General features: G+C 56.0%; 12 protein-coding genes and 1 pseudogene. 7 read left to right on the top strand and 6 right to left on the bottom strand.

Features of this window, described 5'->3' with window-relative positions:
• The 4 genes and pseudogenes from QN370_RS19750 to aroQ all read right to left on the bottom strand — a co-directional run.
• On the bottom strand, positions 1-891 hold an 891-nt coding region (locus QN370_RS19750), incomplete at its 3' end, for a cytosine deaminase (protein WP_323581796.1).
• A 218-nt stretch (positions 892-1109) separates the two neighbouring features.
• Positions 1110-1415 (bottom strand): hypothetical protein, encoded by a 306-nt coding sequence (locus QN370_RS19745; protein WP_322126859.1) that lies wholly within the window; start codon positions 1413-1415, stop codon positions 1110-1112.
• Between the two features lie 138 nt (positions 1416-1553).
• A pseudogene (locus QN370_RS19740) lies at positions 1554-2765 on the bottom strand (malic enzyme-like NAD(P)-binding protein); the annotation flags it as partial.
• 5 nt (positions 2766-2770) lie between these two features.
• Entirely contained in the window at positions 2771-3220 is a 450-nt protein-coding gene (gene aroQ / locus QN370_RS19735; protein WP_322126860.1) for a type II 3-dehydroquinate dehydratase, read from the bottom strand.
• Between the two features lie 750 nt (positions 3221-3970).
• On the opposite strand from aroQ, the gene QN370_RS19730 reads away from it, so the two are divergent.
• Positions 3971-6157, top strand: a complete 2187-nt coding sequence (locus QN370_RS19730) for a tetratricopeptide repeat protein (RefSeq protein WP_322126861.1) — start codon at positions 3971-3973, stop codon at positions 6155-6157.
• 34 nt (positions 6158-6191) lie between these two features.
• Here the strand turns inward: QN370_RS19730 and QN370_RS19725 are convergent, their stop codons facing one another.
• Positions 6192-7214 carry an aldo/keto reductase gene (locus tag QN370_RS19725; protein WP_322126862.1) on the bottom strand — a complete coding sequence of 341 codons (1023 nt, stop codon included), beginning with the start codon at positions 7212-7214 and terminating at the stop codon, positions 6192-6194.
• 653 nt (positions 7215-7867) lie between these two features.
• Here QN370_RS19725 and QN370_RS19720 point away from each other — a divergent pair.
• From QN370_RS19720 to QN370_RS19710, 3 genes are all read left to right on the top strand, one after another.
• Positions 7868-8590, top strand: a complete 723-nt coding sequence (locus QN370_RS19720; protein ID WP_322126863.1) for a TetR/AcrR family transcriptional regulator — start codon at positions 7868-7870, stop codon at positions 8588-8590.
• A 328-nt stretch (positions 8591-8918) separates the two neighbouring features.
• Complete coding sequence (locus QN370_RS19715) at positions 8919-10871, top strand: DUF47 family protein (protein ID WP_322126864.1); 1953 nt, start codon at positions 8919-8921, stop codon at positions 10869-10871.
• Entirely contained in the window at positions 10868-12499 is a 1632-nt protein-coding gene (locus tag QN370_RS19710) for a PEP/pyruvate-binding domain-containing protein (protein WP_322126865.1), read from the top strand. The genes QN370_RS19715 and QN370_RS19710 overlap by 4 nt, the downstream gene beginning before the upstream one ends.
• A 40-nt stretch (positions 12500-12539) precedes the next feature.
• On the opposite strand, the gene QN370_RS19705 is transcribed toward QN370_RS19710, so the two are convergent.
• Positions 12540-13256 (bottom strand): MgtC/SapB family protein, encoded by a 717-nt coding sequence (locus QN370_RS19705; protein ID WP_322126866.1) that lies wholly within the window; start codon positions 13254-13256, stop codon positions 12540-12542.
• 518 nt (positions 13257-13774) lie between these two features.
• Between QN370_RS19705 and QN370_RS19700 the strand changes: the two genes are divergently transcribed.
• The 3 genes from QN370_RS19700 to QN370_RS19690 all read left to right on the top strand — a co-directional run bounded on the left by QN370_RS19700 (position 13775) and on the right by QN370_RS19690 (position 16502).
• Positions 13775-14434 (top strand): PEP-CTERM sorting domain-containing protein, encoded by a 660-nt coding sequence (locus QN370_RS19700; protein ID WP_322126867.1) that lies wholly within the window; start codon positions 13775-13777, stop codon positions 14432-14434.
• A gap of 408 nt (positions 14435-14842) precedes the next feature.
• Positions 14843-15922 (top strand): tartrate dehydrogenase, encoded by a 1080-nt coding sequence (locus QN370_RS19695; RefSeq protein ID WP_322127235.1) that lies wholly within the window; start codon positions 14843-14845, stop codon positions 15920-15922.
• 31 nt (positions 15923-15953) lie between these two features.
• Positions 15954-16502, top strand: coding sequence for an ASCH domain-containing protein (locus QN370_RS19690; RefSeq protein WP_323581795.1), 549 nt, complete (start codon positions 15954-15956; stop codon positions 16500-16502).
• Positions 16503-16736: the final 234 nt, after the last annotated feature.

Below are 16736 nucleotides of genomic sequence, written 5' to 3'. Positions count from 1 at the left end.
TAACTCCGGTACACGGGTCATCCCACGACGCTTCGGATAACTGTCATGGCGACCTTGCAGGGTAATGTTGATCAACGGATTGGCAATCGCCGCCACACCGGCTTCGTGCATCAGCGGGATCAGTTTGGAGACGTAGTAGTTATCCATCGAATGCATCGAGGTCAAATGCGAGCCGGTTACCCGGCCCTGCATGCCAAGTCGCTGCGCATGGAATGCCAGTGTCTCGATATGACGTGACATCGGATCGTCTGATTCATCACAATGCATGTCAACACGCAGACCACGCTCGGCGGCGAGTTCGCACAAAATGCGAACCGACTCGGCACCCTCACTCATCGTCCGTTCAAAATGCGGAATTCCACCCACGACATCGACTCCCTTGTCGAGTGCCCGAATCAGATTGGCCAGTCCTCCGGGAGCCCGCAACAACCCATCCTGCGGAAAAGCCACCAGTTGCAGATCGAGGTAAGGCTTCACCTTGTCGCGCACATGCAGCAGCGCGTCGACTGCCAGTAAACGCGGATCACACACATCGACATGCGAACGGATTGCTAACAGGCCCTTGGCAACGGCCCAATCGCAATACGCCAGTGCGCGCTCAACCAGCAGTTCCTGCGTCAGGAATGGTTTGAGCTCACCCCATAGCGCGATACCTTCGAGCAGCGTGCCGGATTGGTTGATGCGTGGGAGGCCATACGATAGCGTCGAATCCATGTGGAAATGGGCATCGACAAATGGCGCAGTGACGAGTTGTCCGCCAGCCTCGATGGTCTCGCCAGCGGTCGCCACAAGATTCGGCATTACGGCGACGATGCGATCAGCTTCAATACCGATATCGATACCGGTGCGGCCATCGGTCAGCGTGCAGTTACGCAGGATCAGATCGAGCATCGCATTACTCCCGGAGAGGTGACGAATCATGTCCGCCTGATCGACGGCGGGTCCGGGTGATTATGCCTGTGATTAAGCGCCAGGCAAGTGGCGTGCTGCCGATAGCCATTCGCTGAGTGCATCAGGTGAGAAATACGCGTGACCGATTAGCCGTTTGCTGTCTTGCTCAGATTGGAACAGGTATCGGCTGCTGGTCAGCACGACGGAGCACTCCGCGCTCATGCAAAGACATCGATTGTTCCGGTCGAGCCAATGGCCGTGGGCGCTGCAGGAGTGGCAATTGCTGACGTAATTTGCCGAACCGTACTACTGCTTGCGACCTCGTCGATACGTAACCGGATACTGTTGATTTTGCCGCTAATGGCCTCGATAGCCGCTTTGCCTTGCGCTGTTTTGGCAGACGCACAATTGACGCATTCCGACAATTGTTTTTGATAGCGTGTCAGTTGATATTCGAGACCGGCCGTTTTGGCAGGGACGCTAAACGACGTGTTTGCTGCTGGCCCGCCAACGGCTTGTACCATGTCAACTCCTCAAAAAAGGATGATGCAGTAGTCGCTATTGGCGGAGGTTACTTACAGCAAGAACAGGTTATTTTTTGTGCGCGTTCATCGCTGCGACCTGTAAACCATGCCGACAGGTCAAATCAACGTCAGTGCCAACGCCGCAAGCTGCTCTGCGTAGGCAGTTTCATCGAGCTGCCGTCGGGCAACGCCACTGTCGAATGCCGCTGTCGCAATCTTCGGCGTCACACTCGTCAGCAAACGTGGATCAAGCAAGTTCGGCACGAGGTAATCGGCGCCGAAGTCGCTGTCGCTTTGCGCCATCCCGGCCAGTGCAACGACGCAGGCACGCTTCATTTCCTGATTGATCGTGCTGGCAGCAGAGTCCAGCGCGGCGCGAAACAGATAAGGGAAACAGAGTGCGTTGTTGATCTGGTTCGGATAATCCGAGCGACCCGTAGCGATGATGGCGTCCGGTGCGACTTCGCGGATCAGTTCGGGACGCAGTTCCGGCTCCGGATTGGCCAGCGCGAAAATAATCGGGCGGGCAGCCATCGTGCGCACGTCGTTCTGGGTAAGCAAACCGGGACCGGACAAACCGAGGAACATGTCCGCACCTTCGATCACTTGCGACAAGGTTGTGGCGATCGTGTCTTGTGCCCATAGCTGTTTTTCGGCAGTGAGGGTACGCGCAGCCGTGATCACGCCCTGGCTGTCACAGACAACTACGTTTTTGCGCTGCACGCCGATATCGACCAGCATGTCGAGGCAAGCCATGGCTGCTGCACCGGCACCGGAGCAAACGACCTTGATGTCGCCTATGTTGCGGCCGGTCAGGGACAGTGCGTTGATCAAACCAGCGCCGACTACGATGGCCGTACCGTGCTGGTCATCATGGAATACCGGGATCGACAAACGTTCACGTAATTTGCGTTCAACGTAAAAGCATTCAGGGGCCTTGATGTCCTCGAGGTTGATGCCGCCAAAGGTCGGATGCAATGCAGCGATGATCTCGACGAGCTTCTCGGGATCGGATTCATCGATTTCAATGTCGAAGGCATCAACGCCGGCGAACTTCTTGAACAGCACGGCTTTGCCTTCCATAACCGGTTTGCTGGCCAGCGCACCGATGTTGCCCAAACCGAGCACGGCCGTTCCATTGGTGATAACAGCGACCAGATTGCCTTTGGCCGTGTACTCGTAGGCCTTGGCAGGATCCTTCTGGATGGCCAGGCAGGGCGCAGCGACACCGGGCGAATACGCCAGCGCCAGTTCAGCTGAATTGGTGACAGACTTGGTGACTTGAATGGCAATCTTGCCGGGCTGGCCGAGAGCGTGATAAGCGAGAGCTTGGTGTTCGATAGTAGGCATGGGTGTCAGGTTTTCTGTGAGGTGTGGATTGCGGAGACGGCAGCGCGCAGAGCAAGCAAATAGCTGTCAACGCCAAAGCCGGAAATCTGGCCATTGACGATATCGGCGAAGACCGACTTGTGACGGAATGGCTCGCGCGCATGAATATTGGACATGTGCAGTTCGACGATAGGCACGGTCAGGATCGCCAGCGCATCGCGGATACCATAGCTGTAATGGGTCCAGGCACCGGCATTAATCAGGACCGCGTCGACACCCTCGGTAAAGGCCTGATGGATGCGATCGCACAGAGCACCTTCGCAATTCGTCTGGAAGCTGACCACATCAACGCCGAGTTCGCGGCCGAGATCGTGCAGTTGCTGGTCGATTTCAGCGAGCGTGACGGTGCCGTACTGGGCCGGATCGCGCTTGCCAAACAGATTGTGATTGATACCGTGCAGCATCAGGATATTCATGAGAGTTTTGCAGGGAAGAATGAGTCGAGGGCATGATTTTACCCGTGCCACGTCCGTTCTACATAGTGTCTGACCGGAAACCGCTCTTTTTAAAAGCCAGATTTCCTTCTTTCGGCAGCGCAACGCGCCATTTCTGTAATTTCATTGTCGCAAGGAAGTAATTTCCCTTTTTTTAAACCCCGACTCGAAAGACGTGATGTTGGGGCGAATGAACATCCCTTGATTCTTGAGTTCATAGGGTCTGAGTCAATTATTTGGCTATTCAGTTGAGTTTAATTAGGGTCAGAGTCAATTAATTCGGATATTTAATTGACTCTGACCCTAATATAGTTCGATTATTTAATTGACTCTGACCCCAATATATTCTGATGTTGGGGCGAATGAACATCCCTTGATTCTTGAGTTCATAGGGTCAGAGTCAATTATTTGGCTATTCAGTTGAGTTTAATTAGGGTCAGAGTCAATTAATTCGGGTATTTAATTGACTCTGACCCTAATATAGTTCGATTATTTAATTGACTCTGACCCCAATATATCTATCGGGGGAAAGCATGGCGACTTACTTTCGGGCTGACTAATGGTGCTCAGTTCAAAGGCGCGTTAAGGCATCAAACAAGACTACGCTTTCCAAGGGGGGCTGGACACCCGTTCGACGAACGCAATGCTCTAAAATGCGGCCACGTACGATAGTCCTGAGAGGCAGCCTTTGATTTCTCCGTGCCGCGTGAGAGCTAACCCACACCCATTTTTATGAAAAAAATTACTGAAGCCGTCGCTCGTGCGAAACAACACTTGGAATTCGGTGGCAGTGCTGAGGCAAAAAGGATATTGGCTGGCATCGACAGAAAGCATCCAGCGCAGATAACGGTAATCAGTCTTCTGGGAGTCATCGCTGGCAATGAAGGAAACTATGATGCCTGTGCCAAATACTTTGAACGGGCGACCAGGTTGCATCCTGAGATTGTCGAAAACTGGTATTACCAAGGCATGGCCTGCCAAAAAATGCAGCGTCATGCCGAAGCGATTTCTGCCTTCAGTCGGGCGCTTCAATTACAGCCAGATTTTTTCGAGGCACTGCATGACCGGGCAAATTCACTGCGTGAAACCGGTTTGTTTCTGGAATCCATTACCGACTTCAATCGCGCAATTGCATTGGACGCGTCCCAGTTCCAGGCGTTTTATAACCGCGGTATCACGTATGGGTTGATGAAGCGCTATGACGACGAAGCGTCCGATTACCATGCTGCCTTGTCGTTAAATCCACAGAGTATCGAGACGCTGATCAATCTGTCCGTAGCGTATTCGCTGCTGTCTGATCACGATAAAAGTTTTGAATACGTCAGCAAGGCGCTGGAAAAAGATAGCCGTAACGTTGCGGCGCTGGTCATACGGGGAGAGCTTTTTTTTGACAGGAACATAGTCGATAAAGCCGTTGACGATTACCGCCTAGCGCTGTCGATCAACCCGAATCATCCCGCTGCGCTCGCTAACATCGCCGCTTTATTCGAGTATTTGAAAAAGCCGGATGAGGCGATTGCGTCGCTGACGCATCTGTTGAAGTACGAACCAGGTTACCCGTTTGCGCTCGGTCGGCTTGCGCATCTGGAGGCAATGTCCTGCAACTGGGTAAAAGTAGAGCAGCTTGTGCCGGTTATTCAGCGTCGCCTGCTATTGCGCGAAAAAGTGATCTCGCCGTTCTTTTTGCTGGGGATGGTCGATCAACCGGAATCCCATTTGCTTGCAGCGCAACTACAACTTGCGGAAAGTTTTCCGCCTCGGCCTGCCCTCGTTACGATATCGCCCTACTTGCATCAGCGTCCACGGATCGCCTACGTCTCCAGCGATTTCCATGCTCATGCAACGTCAACGTTAATGGTGGGATTGCTTGAAGAGCACGACAGGGCGCGTTACGACATATTTGCGATTTCATATGGGCCCGATGACGGTAGCGCAATGCGCCAGCGTGTTCGGGACAGTGTCGATACGTTTGTGGACGTTGCAGGTAAAAGCGACAAGGAGATTGCCCGGATAATAAAAGATCTGGAGATCGATATTGCGATCGACCTGAAGGGTTTCACCACAGGTTCAAAGCTCGGTATTTTCTCCTACCGCCCGGCGGCTATCCAGGTGTCGTACCTGGGTTATCCCGGCACGACCGCGGCACCGTATATCGATTTTCTGCTCGCCGATTCGATCGTGGTGACCGACGAAAACCGACCATACTTCAGTGAAAAAATTGCTTATCTGCCGCATTCGTATCAGCCAAACGATCGTCAAAGACCGATTCCGGAGTTATCTCTGACAAGGGCGCACTATCACTTGCCTGAGGACGGCATTGTTTTCGCCTCATTCAATAACAGCTACAAAATAGCAAGGGCGACTTTCTCGATGTGGCTAGACCTCTTGCGACGTGTTCCGCGCTCGGTGCTGTGGTTGCTGAAAACTTCAGACAGTCAGCAGCAGCATCTGATTGACTCCGCCGTCGCGGCAGGGCTCGATGGCAGCCGGATTGTTTTTGCCGCTCGCGTTGGCTCCGACGAAAACCTGAGTCGGCTCCGGTTGGCTGATATCTATCTCGATAACCTTCCTTACAATGCGCACACCACGGCAAGTGACGCCCTGTGGGCGGGCGTGCCGATTTTTACAACGCCGGGAGTCAGTTTTGCCAGCCGTGTTGCGACGAGTTTGCTGCACGCGCTTGATATCCCTGAATTGGTCTTTGCCAACAGCGATGCGCTCCAGCTCGCCGTGATCGAACATGCGACATCACCAGAAAAACTAGCGGCGTTAAAACAGAAGCTTGCAGGCAAAAAGCTGTCCTCGCCACTTTTTGATACGGCGCTGTACGCCAGACATATCGAGAGGGCGTTCGACGAGATGTTGCGGCAGCAAAAGTCAGGAACCACGTTCTCTGACTTTCACGTTGCTATCGATTAGGCATGGGGATGGTTGCCTGTTCGGTCATCCGGTCTCAAGGTGCCACCGGCCGCCCGAAAAACGGATAGTTCGGATCGTTATACCCCGCCGTCGACGCATGGCCCGGTGTCACCAGCGCATCAACAAACGCTTCGTCTTCCGCTGAAATGATGACGTCAACCGCCGGGTAATAATCTTCCAGTTGCGCCAGCGTGCGCGGTCCGGCGATGACCGACGAGATGATCGGATTGGCCAGCACCCAGGCGGTAGCGAACTGGCCGGGAGTGATGCCGCGCGCTTCAGCCCGCATCTTGACCTGCTGGGCGATCAGCAATGAGTCTTCATGAAATTCGGTATCGAGCATGCGCTTGTCGCCACGGCCGGCACGGCTGTCGGCGGCCGGTTGCTGACCCGGCGGATATTTGCCTGTCAGCACGCCACGGGCGATTGGACTGTACGGCACCACGCCGATGCCGTGGTACCCGCAAACCGGCAAGATCTCGACTTCCGGGCCCCGCTTGAGCAGGTTGTAATACGGCTGGCAGACGACCGGCTGTGCAACGCCGAGCAAGCCGCACCAGCGCATCACCTCACCAATACGCCAGCCGCTGAAATTGGACAGGCCGAATGACTGGATCTTGCCGCTGCGGATCAGGTCGCCGAGGGTGCGGACGACTTCTTCGAGGTTCAGATCATGGAAGTCACGGTGCAGGTACAGGATGTCGATGTAGTCGGTGTCCAGACGCGTGAGGCAGTTGTCGACTTCTTGCAGGATCCACTTGCGCGAGTAGTGCAGCGGGTTGCGTTGTGCGGCGGGTTTGCTTGCAGTCATCGAATTACCAACCTTGGTCGCGAGGACCCACTGATGGCGTTCACCAGCGAGTATCTTGCCGACCATTTCTTCGGAACGGCCTTTGCTGTAGACATCGGCGGTGTCGATGAAATTGATGCCGTGCTCGCGTGCCGACCCGACGATGTGGGTGGCTTCGGCCAGCTCGGTCTGGTCGCCAAACATCATCGTGCCGAGACACAGAGCAGAGACGTTCAGGTTGCTGTTGCCGAGACGTCGATATTGCATGAGGGTGTTCCTTTCAAATGAGGTGGTGGTCAGGACCTGGCCAGTATTTCCAGATTCGGCAGCGATGATCGCGCACGCGGCACGATCAGGGCGCAAGTCCTTGGCAAGGTGGTCCCTTTCTGGCCAGAACAATTTACACCAATTCGATGCAGCGAACATGCGGGCGAGTACCGGGCCGACCTGCGCAGATTATTTTTTACCGGCCGGTTCAATGTCACCGGCAGCGGCAAGATTTGCAGGAGGGATGACCAGGCTCACTGACTTACCGAACTGGTCTGCGAAGACTTCAGGTTGCCTGTTGTAGCCAAAATGAAGCCGCAGCAGAACCGAAGTCTTTTACGTCAGCACTATCCGGGGAGTGCGCGTTACGTGACGGAACTGGCTCCGGTGTGCGCTCGCAAACAGCCTGGCAAGGAGCGACAGCGGGCTCGCGGGTAATTTCATTGACGACAAGCAACCCGATCGGTGAGAGTTTTTGCTATTATTCGGTGTTACTGAAAATCACGTCATGATGAGGTGGCCTTTGGTAATAAAAGTGCTTGGTTAAAAGCCAAGAACGTGCGTTGCACATTGTCGCCATAGCTGCTGAACATGGCTTGCAAACTGCCTCTCCGTTACTTCATACAACTCCTAGCTGGCATATACTCGACGGTATGAAAAAAATCTCCACTCCTGCAGCAAGCAAGCCAAAGGTACCCGCTACTACCAAAAAGCGGACCAAGGATGTTGCTGTTGATGTCAATGCGTTCGATGACATCCGCGATGCCGTATCCAAGCTCAAGCGCGAGCGCATCATTTCAACGGCGGTAGAACTGTTTCACCAGAACGGACTGAGCAAAACGACGCTCGAAGCCGTCGCTGAAAAAATGAACTTCACCAAACCGTTCATCTATTCGCATTTCAAGTCCAAGGATGAACTGTTGTCCGAGATTTGTTCGCGCGGCATCCGCGCCTCGCTTGAGGCATTGAACCGGGTTGTCGTGTCGGACGCCTCGCCGACCGAAAAAATGCGTGTGCTGGCCAATGACTTCATGCTCGCCGTCCTCGAGAATCAGGGGCACATCGCGATCTATAACCGCGAAGAAAAACAACTGTCAGCCGAAAGTCGCGAAGCAATCAATCACATGCGGGGCGAGTTTGACCGCAAGTTCATTGCGCTCATCAACGAAGGCGTGGCGACCGGCGAATTCACGGTCGATGATGTCGAACTGGCCGCAATGGCCATCGGCGGCATCGTCAGCTGGTCGTATGTCTGGTATCGGCCAGGAGGTCGCCTGAGCAAAACCGATGCTGCCGAAAAAATCGCCGACCTCGTGCTGGCGATGGTCCAGGCCAAACCGGTCAAGCGCAAACGTGCGGTTGCCAAGTCGGCTTGAAGCAGTCGATGTGAGTAAAGCGCCGCTGCTTGCGGTAATGCCGTTCAGCTAATCCCTGAACGGCATTTTTTATGCGCTATCCGGTTGTCATCAGACTCAAAAGCTGTTGCCGCTCAGTGATGATGTCAGTCAGCGTCCTCCCGGCAATTCTTGATCGGGACAGTCAAACCGACCAGGAACAATTGGGCGCACTTGCCCTGCGCGTGTGTGCGAACCCGACCATTGACCCGGCGCAAGCGGTGAAGCCAAAGTCACCATAGTTGTCATCAATTTGACATAGTCTTTTTTTAAAATCGTCTCCTGAACAGTCCACCTGTCAAGGAACGGCATGATCAAAGAAAAAGCTGTCGCATCGCTGGGGCAGCAATCCCTCCTGATGCCTGCATGGATCAAGTCTGCGCTTGCAGCCAACGATCGCCTGAAACTCTATTTGACGCTGCTTCAGTGTGCCGCCCAGCATGCTGCTTCGCCCCGGACTGTCCTGCCGGACTGGGAACATGAGCTCGCGCAAGTCGGCTTGCACGATGCAAAATGGCTCAAGGACATGGTCCATGCGGCCCATTTTGATGATCAGAAACTGATCCTTCCGCAACTCGATCCACTTCTTGCGGCCTTGACTGCGGACCTGTCGGTCATGGCGCGTCCAGTATGTGATGGCGGCCGAAAATATCCGCTGAGCCTGGCGACACGACGGGATCTGTGGATGCAGCGCTGCCAGCAAATGCAGGGTAACAAAGGTCTTGATCGCGAGACGCTGGCCGAATTCACTCACGGGAATCGCAAAAGCGGAGATAGCTTTCATCTGCTGGTCATGGACCTGCACAAGCAGATCAACGCGCTGTCGGCAGACATTGCCACCGAAAATCTGGATGGCGCGCGTGTCTGGCATATCGACGAGGACGACCGTCCGCTGATTCAAGCGTTCATGCGCGGTGTGCATCGCACCGCGCCGCTCAAGTTTTCGCATCCCGGACTCGAGACGGCGGTGACCCGCGACGGCACGCGGCTACTGATCCAGAATGACATCGGCACCAATGATGTCCATGTTTTGGTCATTGAGGTGGCGCGGGATGTCGTGACCCTGACGTATTCCGACCTGCATGCAGGGCGCTTTGATTTCTTTCGTCAGATGCTGCAAGAAATCGGATTTCAATGGACCGGGTTTGATCCGACCACAACTGACGGGCTCAATTCAGGCAAGCTGTATCTGGTTGGCAATGCCACGCTCAAGGCGCAAGGACAAGACTTGCTGGATGGTCTGGAAGCGGTTGCGTCGCGCATCGTTTTCGTCATTGACTGGAACCGGGCTCGCAAGCAACTGCAGCATTTCGTGCGCAAGCCGCAGGCGTGTGCCCTCCTGCGACGTGCCGCGCAGGAAGAGACGGGCCACATCGCGTGGCTGCTGGCGGGCGGAGCGCGACTTGTTTTTGATGCGATGCAAGCGGTGGACAGTGAGGCATTTCGGGTCGGCGACCGGCTCGACGAGGTGCTGGGTACGACTTCAGCCACCGAATATCTGCATGAACTCCTGCGTGTCGCGAGCGCAATGCGCATTGCGCAGCAGCCTGTGGCGCTGATTGCTGATGAGGCCCGCATGCTGCTGGCGCGCGTACTGCGCCAGCGCACCTTTGAGTTTGATCTGCTGGCCGAGCATGCCGCGTATTGTCATGCCCTCGCGCAGGCACTCTGCGATGCGCTGGAAACCGGCGCTGCGATGGAGGTGGCTCAGCGCGCCAGCCTCGTTTCGCGCGCCAAGGCCTGGGAGCGACAGGCCGATCACTTGCTGATGGATGCACGCCAACATGCAGAACGGCAAAGTCGCTGGGAAGGGATAGTCGTACTTCTTGAAAAGTCCGATGATGTGGCGGACTGTCTCGAGGAAGCCATCTTCATCCATTCGATGACGCTGCCTGAACCGGTTTCAGGGCTGTCTGCCGCAGTCAGCGAAGCGCTGCGCCGACTGGCCGATACGACGCTCGCAGCGATTCAGGATCAGGTCAAGGCCATTGAGATCGCCCGCGATCTCAGCGAGCGGGGTGATCCGCTCGACAGCGAGAGTTTTTTACAGACACTCTGGCGCATGTTGCACGCTGAACGCTTGTGTGACGAACTGTCGCGTCAGGCCCGCATGACCATTGCCGGCGTCATCGCTGCCTCACCGGCAGCGGTACTGCTGGCCAGCGATCTGGCCAATACCATCGAAAAAGCGTCCGACCATCTGCTCGCCGCCGGATATGCATTGCGCCGAATGGTGCTCGCCAAAACAGGACTAGTTGCATGAAGTCTGCACCCCACTGGCCCAAACACTTTTACCTGATTAGCAGCGACAAGACGACGCAGCCCCACCATGCCAACCGGGAGAATATGGGGTCGAAAGCCTTCAATCTGTTGCGGATGACAAAAATCGGGCTTCCCGTCCCGCCTGCACTTGTGATCGGAACGCATTACACGCCTTTCCCCGACGCTTGCCTGGATGCGGTTCTTTCTCTCGGGCTTGCGGCTTTGCAAGAAGCGGCTGGCCTGACATTTGGTGATGCGCGTCATCCTTTGATCGTCTCGGTACGCTCGGGCGCGCCGGTATCCATGCCGGGCATGATGGAAACCCTCTTGAACATTGGGTTGTGTGACAAGACACTCCCCGGGCTATTGCGCCAGACCGGTAATCCCCGGCTGGTGTGGGATGCCTACCGACGTGTGATCGCCAGTTACGGCGAGGTCGTGGCGGGTCTGCCGGCAGCCGTGTTTGAAGACGAAATCAACCGTGTCACCCAAGGCGACGACGAGCGGCAACTGGATTTCAAACAATTGCGCGACTTGACGCACCAGTTTCTGTCGCTCTACCAGCAGCATGCGGGAGTGGCGTTCCCGCAGGATGTCAATGTGCAACTGGCGGGTGCGATTCGTGCGGTTTTTGCATCCTGGCACGCAGAAAAAGCGCAAGTTTATCGCCAGCTCAACCGGATTGACTCCGCCATGGGGACGGCCGTGACGATTCAGCGCATGGTGTTTGGTAATGCCGGCAGCCATTCGGGGGCCGGGGTGGGGTTCACGAGAGACCCTGTCACCGGAGAACGGCAAATGTGGGTCGATTTTTTAGCCAATGCGCAAGGCGAAGATGTTGTTTCTGGTCGCAGGAACGCGCATGGACATCAACTGCTTGCCAGCGTGGCGCCGGATGCGTGGCACAAGCTTGAAGAGTCGGCGCACGCACTGGAGCACGAATTGACGGATATGCAGGATATCGAATTTACGGTGCAGGACGGCATGCTGTACGTGTTGCAAACACGGTCCGGCAAACGCACGCCGATGGCAGCGGCCCGTATTGCACTCGATCTGATGGATGAGGGGCTGATTGATCCGGCAACCGCATTGCAGCGCACTGAGGGATTGAACGAAGAAGACCTCGGGACGATGCGTCTGGCATCGCCTCTGCATCCACAATCTGAAGCCAGTCCATTGGCGCGCGCCGTGTCTGCCAGCCAGGGAGTTGTCTCTGGTGAAATTGCTCTGGATGGCGAGCGGGTGGCTAGTCGTGTCGGTGAGGGGGTGACGGTCATCCTTGTGCGGCAAGATGCCGAGACAAACGATATCTCTGCCTTGGAACAAGCCGCTGGCCTGCTCACACAACGCGGCGCACGCACATCGCACGCAGCGGTAGTGGAAAGGCAGTTGGGCAAGGTCTGCGTGGTCGGATGTGACACGCTGCGCATCGACTTGGCCGCCCGTACGGTCTGCCTGGGAGAGGTTATGCTCGCGGAAGGAGAGGTCATCACCGTTGATGGCAACGACGGAGCAATCTATCGCGGCACGGTGTCGGCAGTCATGGTGCCTGATGCGGCTTTGCTGGAGAGACTGCTTGCCCTGCGCAAGCTGTCGGGTGCCGTACCTCACCGAAAACATAAAAATTGAAGATCGGCGGTTTCTCCTGATGCTTGGCAACCGCCCGTCATTAGTCCGTCGTGCTCGGACTCCAGAATGCCTGCCGTACCGCTGGCAATGCGGCCAGTCGCTGGGTCAGTGCATCGAGTTCGTCGCCATCCACCGAGGTCGCGGCCAGCGTCGCTTCGATCTCGACCTCGTCGTGTCCGAACGCGTGAAGTCCAAGATGTCGGGTCGGATAATTGCTGCGCTCGAGTTCCTGTTCCAGCAGCGCCATCACCATTTTCTGATGGCTGCGGTCGGCGATCACGTAGACCGTGTTGGTCACCTCTACCGACGCCAGATCGAGCGGTTGCCGGTTGATGGCATTGACAATCGGGCGCAGCAAGGTATTGGCCGCCAGGACAAATAACGTCCCCATCACCGCTTCGAGAATCAGGTCGGCACCGGCAGCCGCACCGATGGCAGCCGAACCCCACAGGGTGGCGGCCGTGTTAATGCCACGCACATTGCCGCCTTCGCGCATGATCACGCCGGCACCGAGAAAACCAATGCCGGACACCACATAGGCGATCACATGCACGGCACCTTCGCCACCGCCGAGCCGGTTGGCCATGTCGACGAATACTGCCGCACCGACCGCGACCAGAACGTTGGTGCGTAATCCGGCGGTGCGCTGTCGATACTGCCGTTCAAAACCGATCAGTCCACCCAGCACGAAGGCCGTGCCCAGACTCACCAGCGTGTCAAGCAGAGAGACCAGGTTGATATTTTGAATTGCTTGCATGCTGATTCCTTATGGTCCGCTTGCGCGGCCGGTGAAGATTTTTTTGCGCTGGAGTTGATCCGTCAGCATCTGCTTGTCTTGGTACTTTATAGGTAGTGATGGCCCCCCCCCGGAAAGCATTGGTTGCGGCTTTACGTAGTCCATCACATTCCACAGGGCGAGAGTGTAGATCGTTTGGGGGAAATGTCCGGAACGAGCGCGCCATTCGTGTTTTGAGTGGCGGAAACCCGTCTTGACAGCCGGGGCTTGCCGTTCCTTCTCAGGCAGAGAAGGGCTGTGTCATCTCCCTGCGATGCCTGTCTGGTTACTCCGAAGTGACGCAGCGCAAACTTGTGTCGGACAGAGGGGCTGTGTGATTTCTTCAGTGTCACACTGGACCTTGCGCATTCATCGTTGAAGCACTCTTTTCGACCAACCCGTCTTTACGGCAATGCGAACAATCGCTGTTGCGTGGCGTTGCGAAGGGGAGTGCGCAAGCTGCGTCGTTGCGAAGTCAACTACTGAAGGAGTCCATGATCATGATCAAGTCTTTCGCGCTTCGCTTGTCGGCAGCCATCCTGTTTTCCTGCTTCTCGAACTTGTCGCATGCGGCATTGACTGTCTTCACCTCGCTGGCAGATTTCACGGCAGCGACGCGCGCACCGGGTGTGGATACGTTCAACGATCTCGACTTCAACGGATACCCGTCCAGCCCGGTTATTCGACAGGCCGGTGCGTATGCCTACACCGCAACGGCGTCCACGGCGAGCTTTTACGTCGCTGGCTCAGCAAGCAATGCATGGCTCTCGACCGATATCTCCACCGATGCCGTGACTTTCAGCGGATTCAGTCCCGGCGCGCAAGCGATCAGTGGCTATTTTTTTGGCAGTGACATCAGGGGGCTGTTTGCCAACGGCACGGTCAAACTCATTGCCACCGACCAGACCGGAACGGTTATTCAAACCATCGCTAACGCTACTGTGAATTCTTTTCTTGGTGTCGTGTCGGGCGATGCGCTGCGCAGTCTGACCGTGTTAGCGCTGTCATCGGACGCTACTGCGTTATGGCCGACCGTCGATAATTTGACGATCGGGCTGCAGGCCAGCAGCGTGAGTCCGGTGCCAGAGCCAGGCAGCATGACCATGTTGCTGAGTGGTCTGGGCCTGCTCGGCCTGCTGGCGCGCCGCCGCCGTAAATAGCTGCCGCAGCTGCACCGGATTAACGGCGTGCGCGTCTCTCCGTGCGCGTATATTGCAATCAACTGCGGCACCTCCAAAGACAGCCACATCATCTACGTCATTCATTTGTCGTGTCGGTACCCGTTTGCACCGGCAGGCGATTGGTCCGGATGCAGGCGGGAACACACTGCAACGAGGATTTTTTTAAGACGAATTACAAGGCGGAGACCACATCGAGAAGAGACATGCATGGAAGTCGGTGTTCACGGCACTGGCGGTAGTATCCTCGATGGGTGCGATGGGTGCGGAGTGTCCGAACACGATCATCATGGCGTTGCAGGTGCCGTTGCTGACCGGGATGCTGCTCTGATTGTTGATGAATATCCGCAGGTCTGACCTGCATTTCAAAAGGAAAAAACGAAGATGACTATGACTAAGACTGCGCATCGTATTGCTGTCATTGCTGGTGACGGCATCGGCAAGGAAGTCATGCCTGAAGGCCTGCGCGTTGTTGATGCGGCCGCCCGCAAGTTCAACATCGACCTGCACTGGGACCACTTCGATTTCGCCTCGTGCGATTACTACCTCAAGCACGGCCAGATGATGCCGGACGATTGGAAAGAACAGATCGGCGGACATGATGCGATCTTCTTTGGCGCGGTCGGTGATCCGGCGGTGGTGCCGGACCATATTTCCTTGTGGGGTTCGCTGATCAAGTTCCGGCGCGACTTTGACCAGTATGTGAATCTACGGCCATGCCGGTTGATGCCCGGCATTCCGTCGCCACTGGCCAACCGCGCGGTCGGTGATATCGATTTCTATGTGGTTCGGGAAAATACCGAAGGCGAGTATTCCTCGGTGGGTGGCCGGATGTTCGAGGGCACGCCGCGCGAAGTGGTGTTTCAGGAAGCGGTGTTCTCGCGCAACGGTGTCGACCGCATCCTCAAATACGCGTTCGATCTGGCCCAGCGCCGACCGAAAAAGCACCTGACTTCGGCCACCAAATCGAATGGCATTGCGATCACGATGCCGTACTGGGACGAGCGGGTCGTCGAGATGGCCAGCCGTTATCCGGAGGTACGCTGGGACAAATATCACATCGACATTCTGACCGCGAATTTCGTGCTGCATCCGGACTGGTTCGACGTCGTGGTCGGCTCCAACCTGTTCGGCGACATCTTGTCGGACCTCGGTCCCGCCTGCACCGGCACGATCGCGATTGCGCCCTCGGCCAACATCAATCCGGAAGGATTATTCCCGTCGCTGTTTGAACCGGTCCACGGCTCGGCGCCCGACATCGCCGGCAAAGGCTGGGCCAATCCGATCGGACAGATCTGGAGCGGAGCGATGATGCTCGAACATTTCGGCTACGCCGAGGCCGGCGCGGCGATTGTCACGGCGATCGAAAAAGTGCTGACGGCCGGACCGAAACATGCACCGCTGACGCGGGACATGGGCGGCACGGCCAATACGGGCGAGCTTGGGCGGGCGATTGCGGAGGCGCTTTGAGACGAGCTGTGTTGTTGGCGGATTTTTGTCGATGCGCCAGCACGCAGCTGATTTTCCCACCTGGCAAAACCGTTGCGGGATAAAAAAGTCAGATAGATCAATGAAACCATTGCCTCTTGTGGCCGACCTGGTCGCCAAGCTACGAACCCAGGGAATCGACATGCCGCCAGGTCCGGTTCGGGCAGGTAGATATGGCGACTCACCAGATCTTTCTGTGTCACTTCTTGCCCTTATCCGGGACGGTCGCAAGACAGCCGGAACAAGCCTTCTTTGGGCAATCGACGCAGAGAAAGAACCGCTGCCTCAGATCGGCCAGATTGAGATCGTCGTCGATCATCAGAACGCACCGGCAATCGTCACTCGCATTACCCGCGTTGAGGTAGTTCCGTACAACCGGGTCACTGCAGAATACGCAGCCATTGAAGGCGAAGGCGATGGCTCTCTTCCCTATTGGCGCGAGGTGCACTGGGCGTTTTTCTCGCGTGAGTGCAAGCGCATCGGCCGAGCACCAACAGATTCCATGCCGGTTGTTTGTACCGTCTTTGAGGTACTGAATGTGATTTCCCGGAAAGCTGACTAACCGTCATTAAATCGCCGATTTTGATAAGCGAACTCGGTGTGTAGGGTGCAATAACCGAAGGGCATTGCACTGAATGCACTGAGCAGTGTGCGCTCGTCGCTAGCGAGTGTTGCATCCGCTTAGTCACGACCAGGCAAAGACAGTTTGAGTTGTCGCACGCGGTGCAATGCCCTTCGGTTATTGCACCCTTGTATGCTGTTTTTAACGGTTGATTTTGATTAGATTGATGTGGCA

Origin of the sequence: Actimicrobium sp. CCI2.3 (assembly GCF_035019065.1) — a bacterium.
GTDB lineage: Bacteria > Pseudomonadota > Gammaproteobacteria > Burkholderiales > Burkholderiaceae_D > Actimicrobium.
This window is presented reverse-complemented; position numbering and strand designations above follow the sequence as displayed.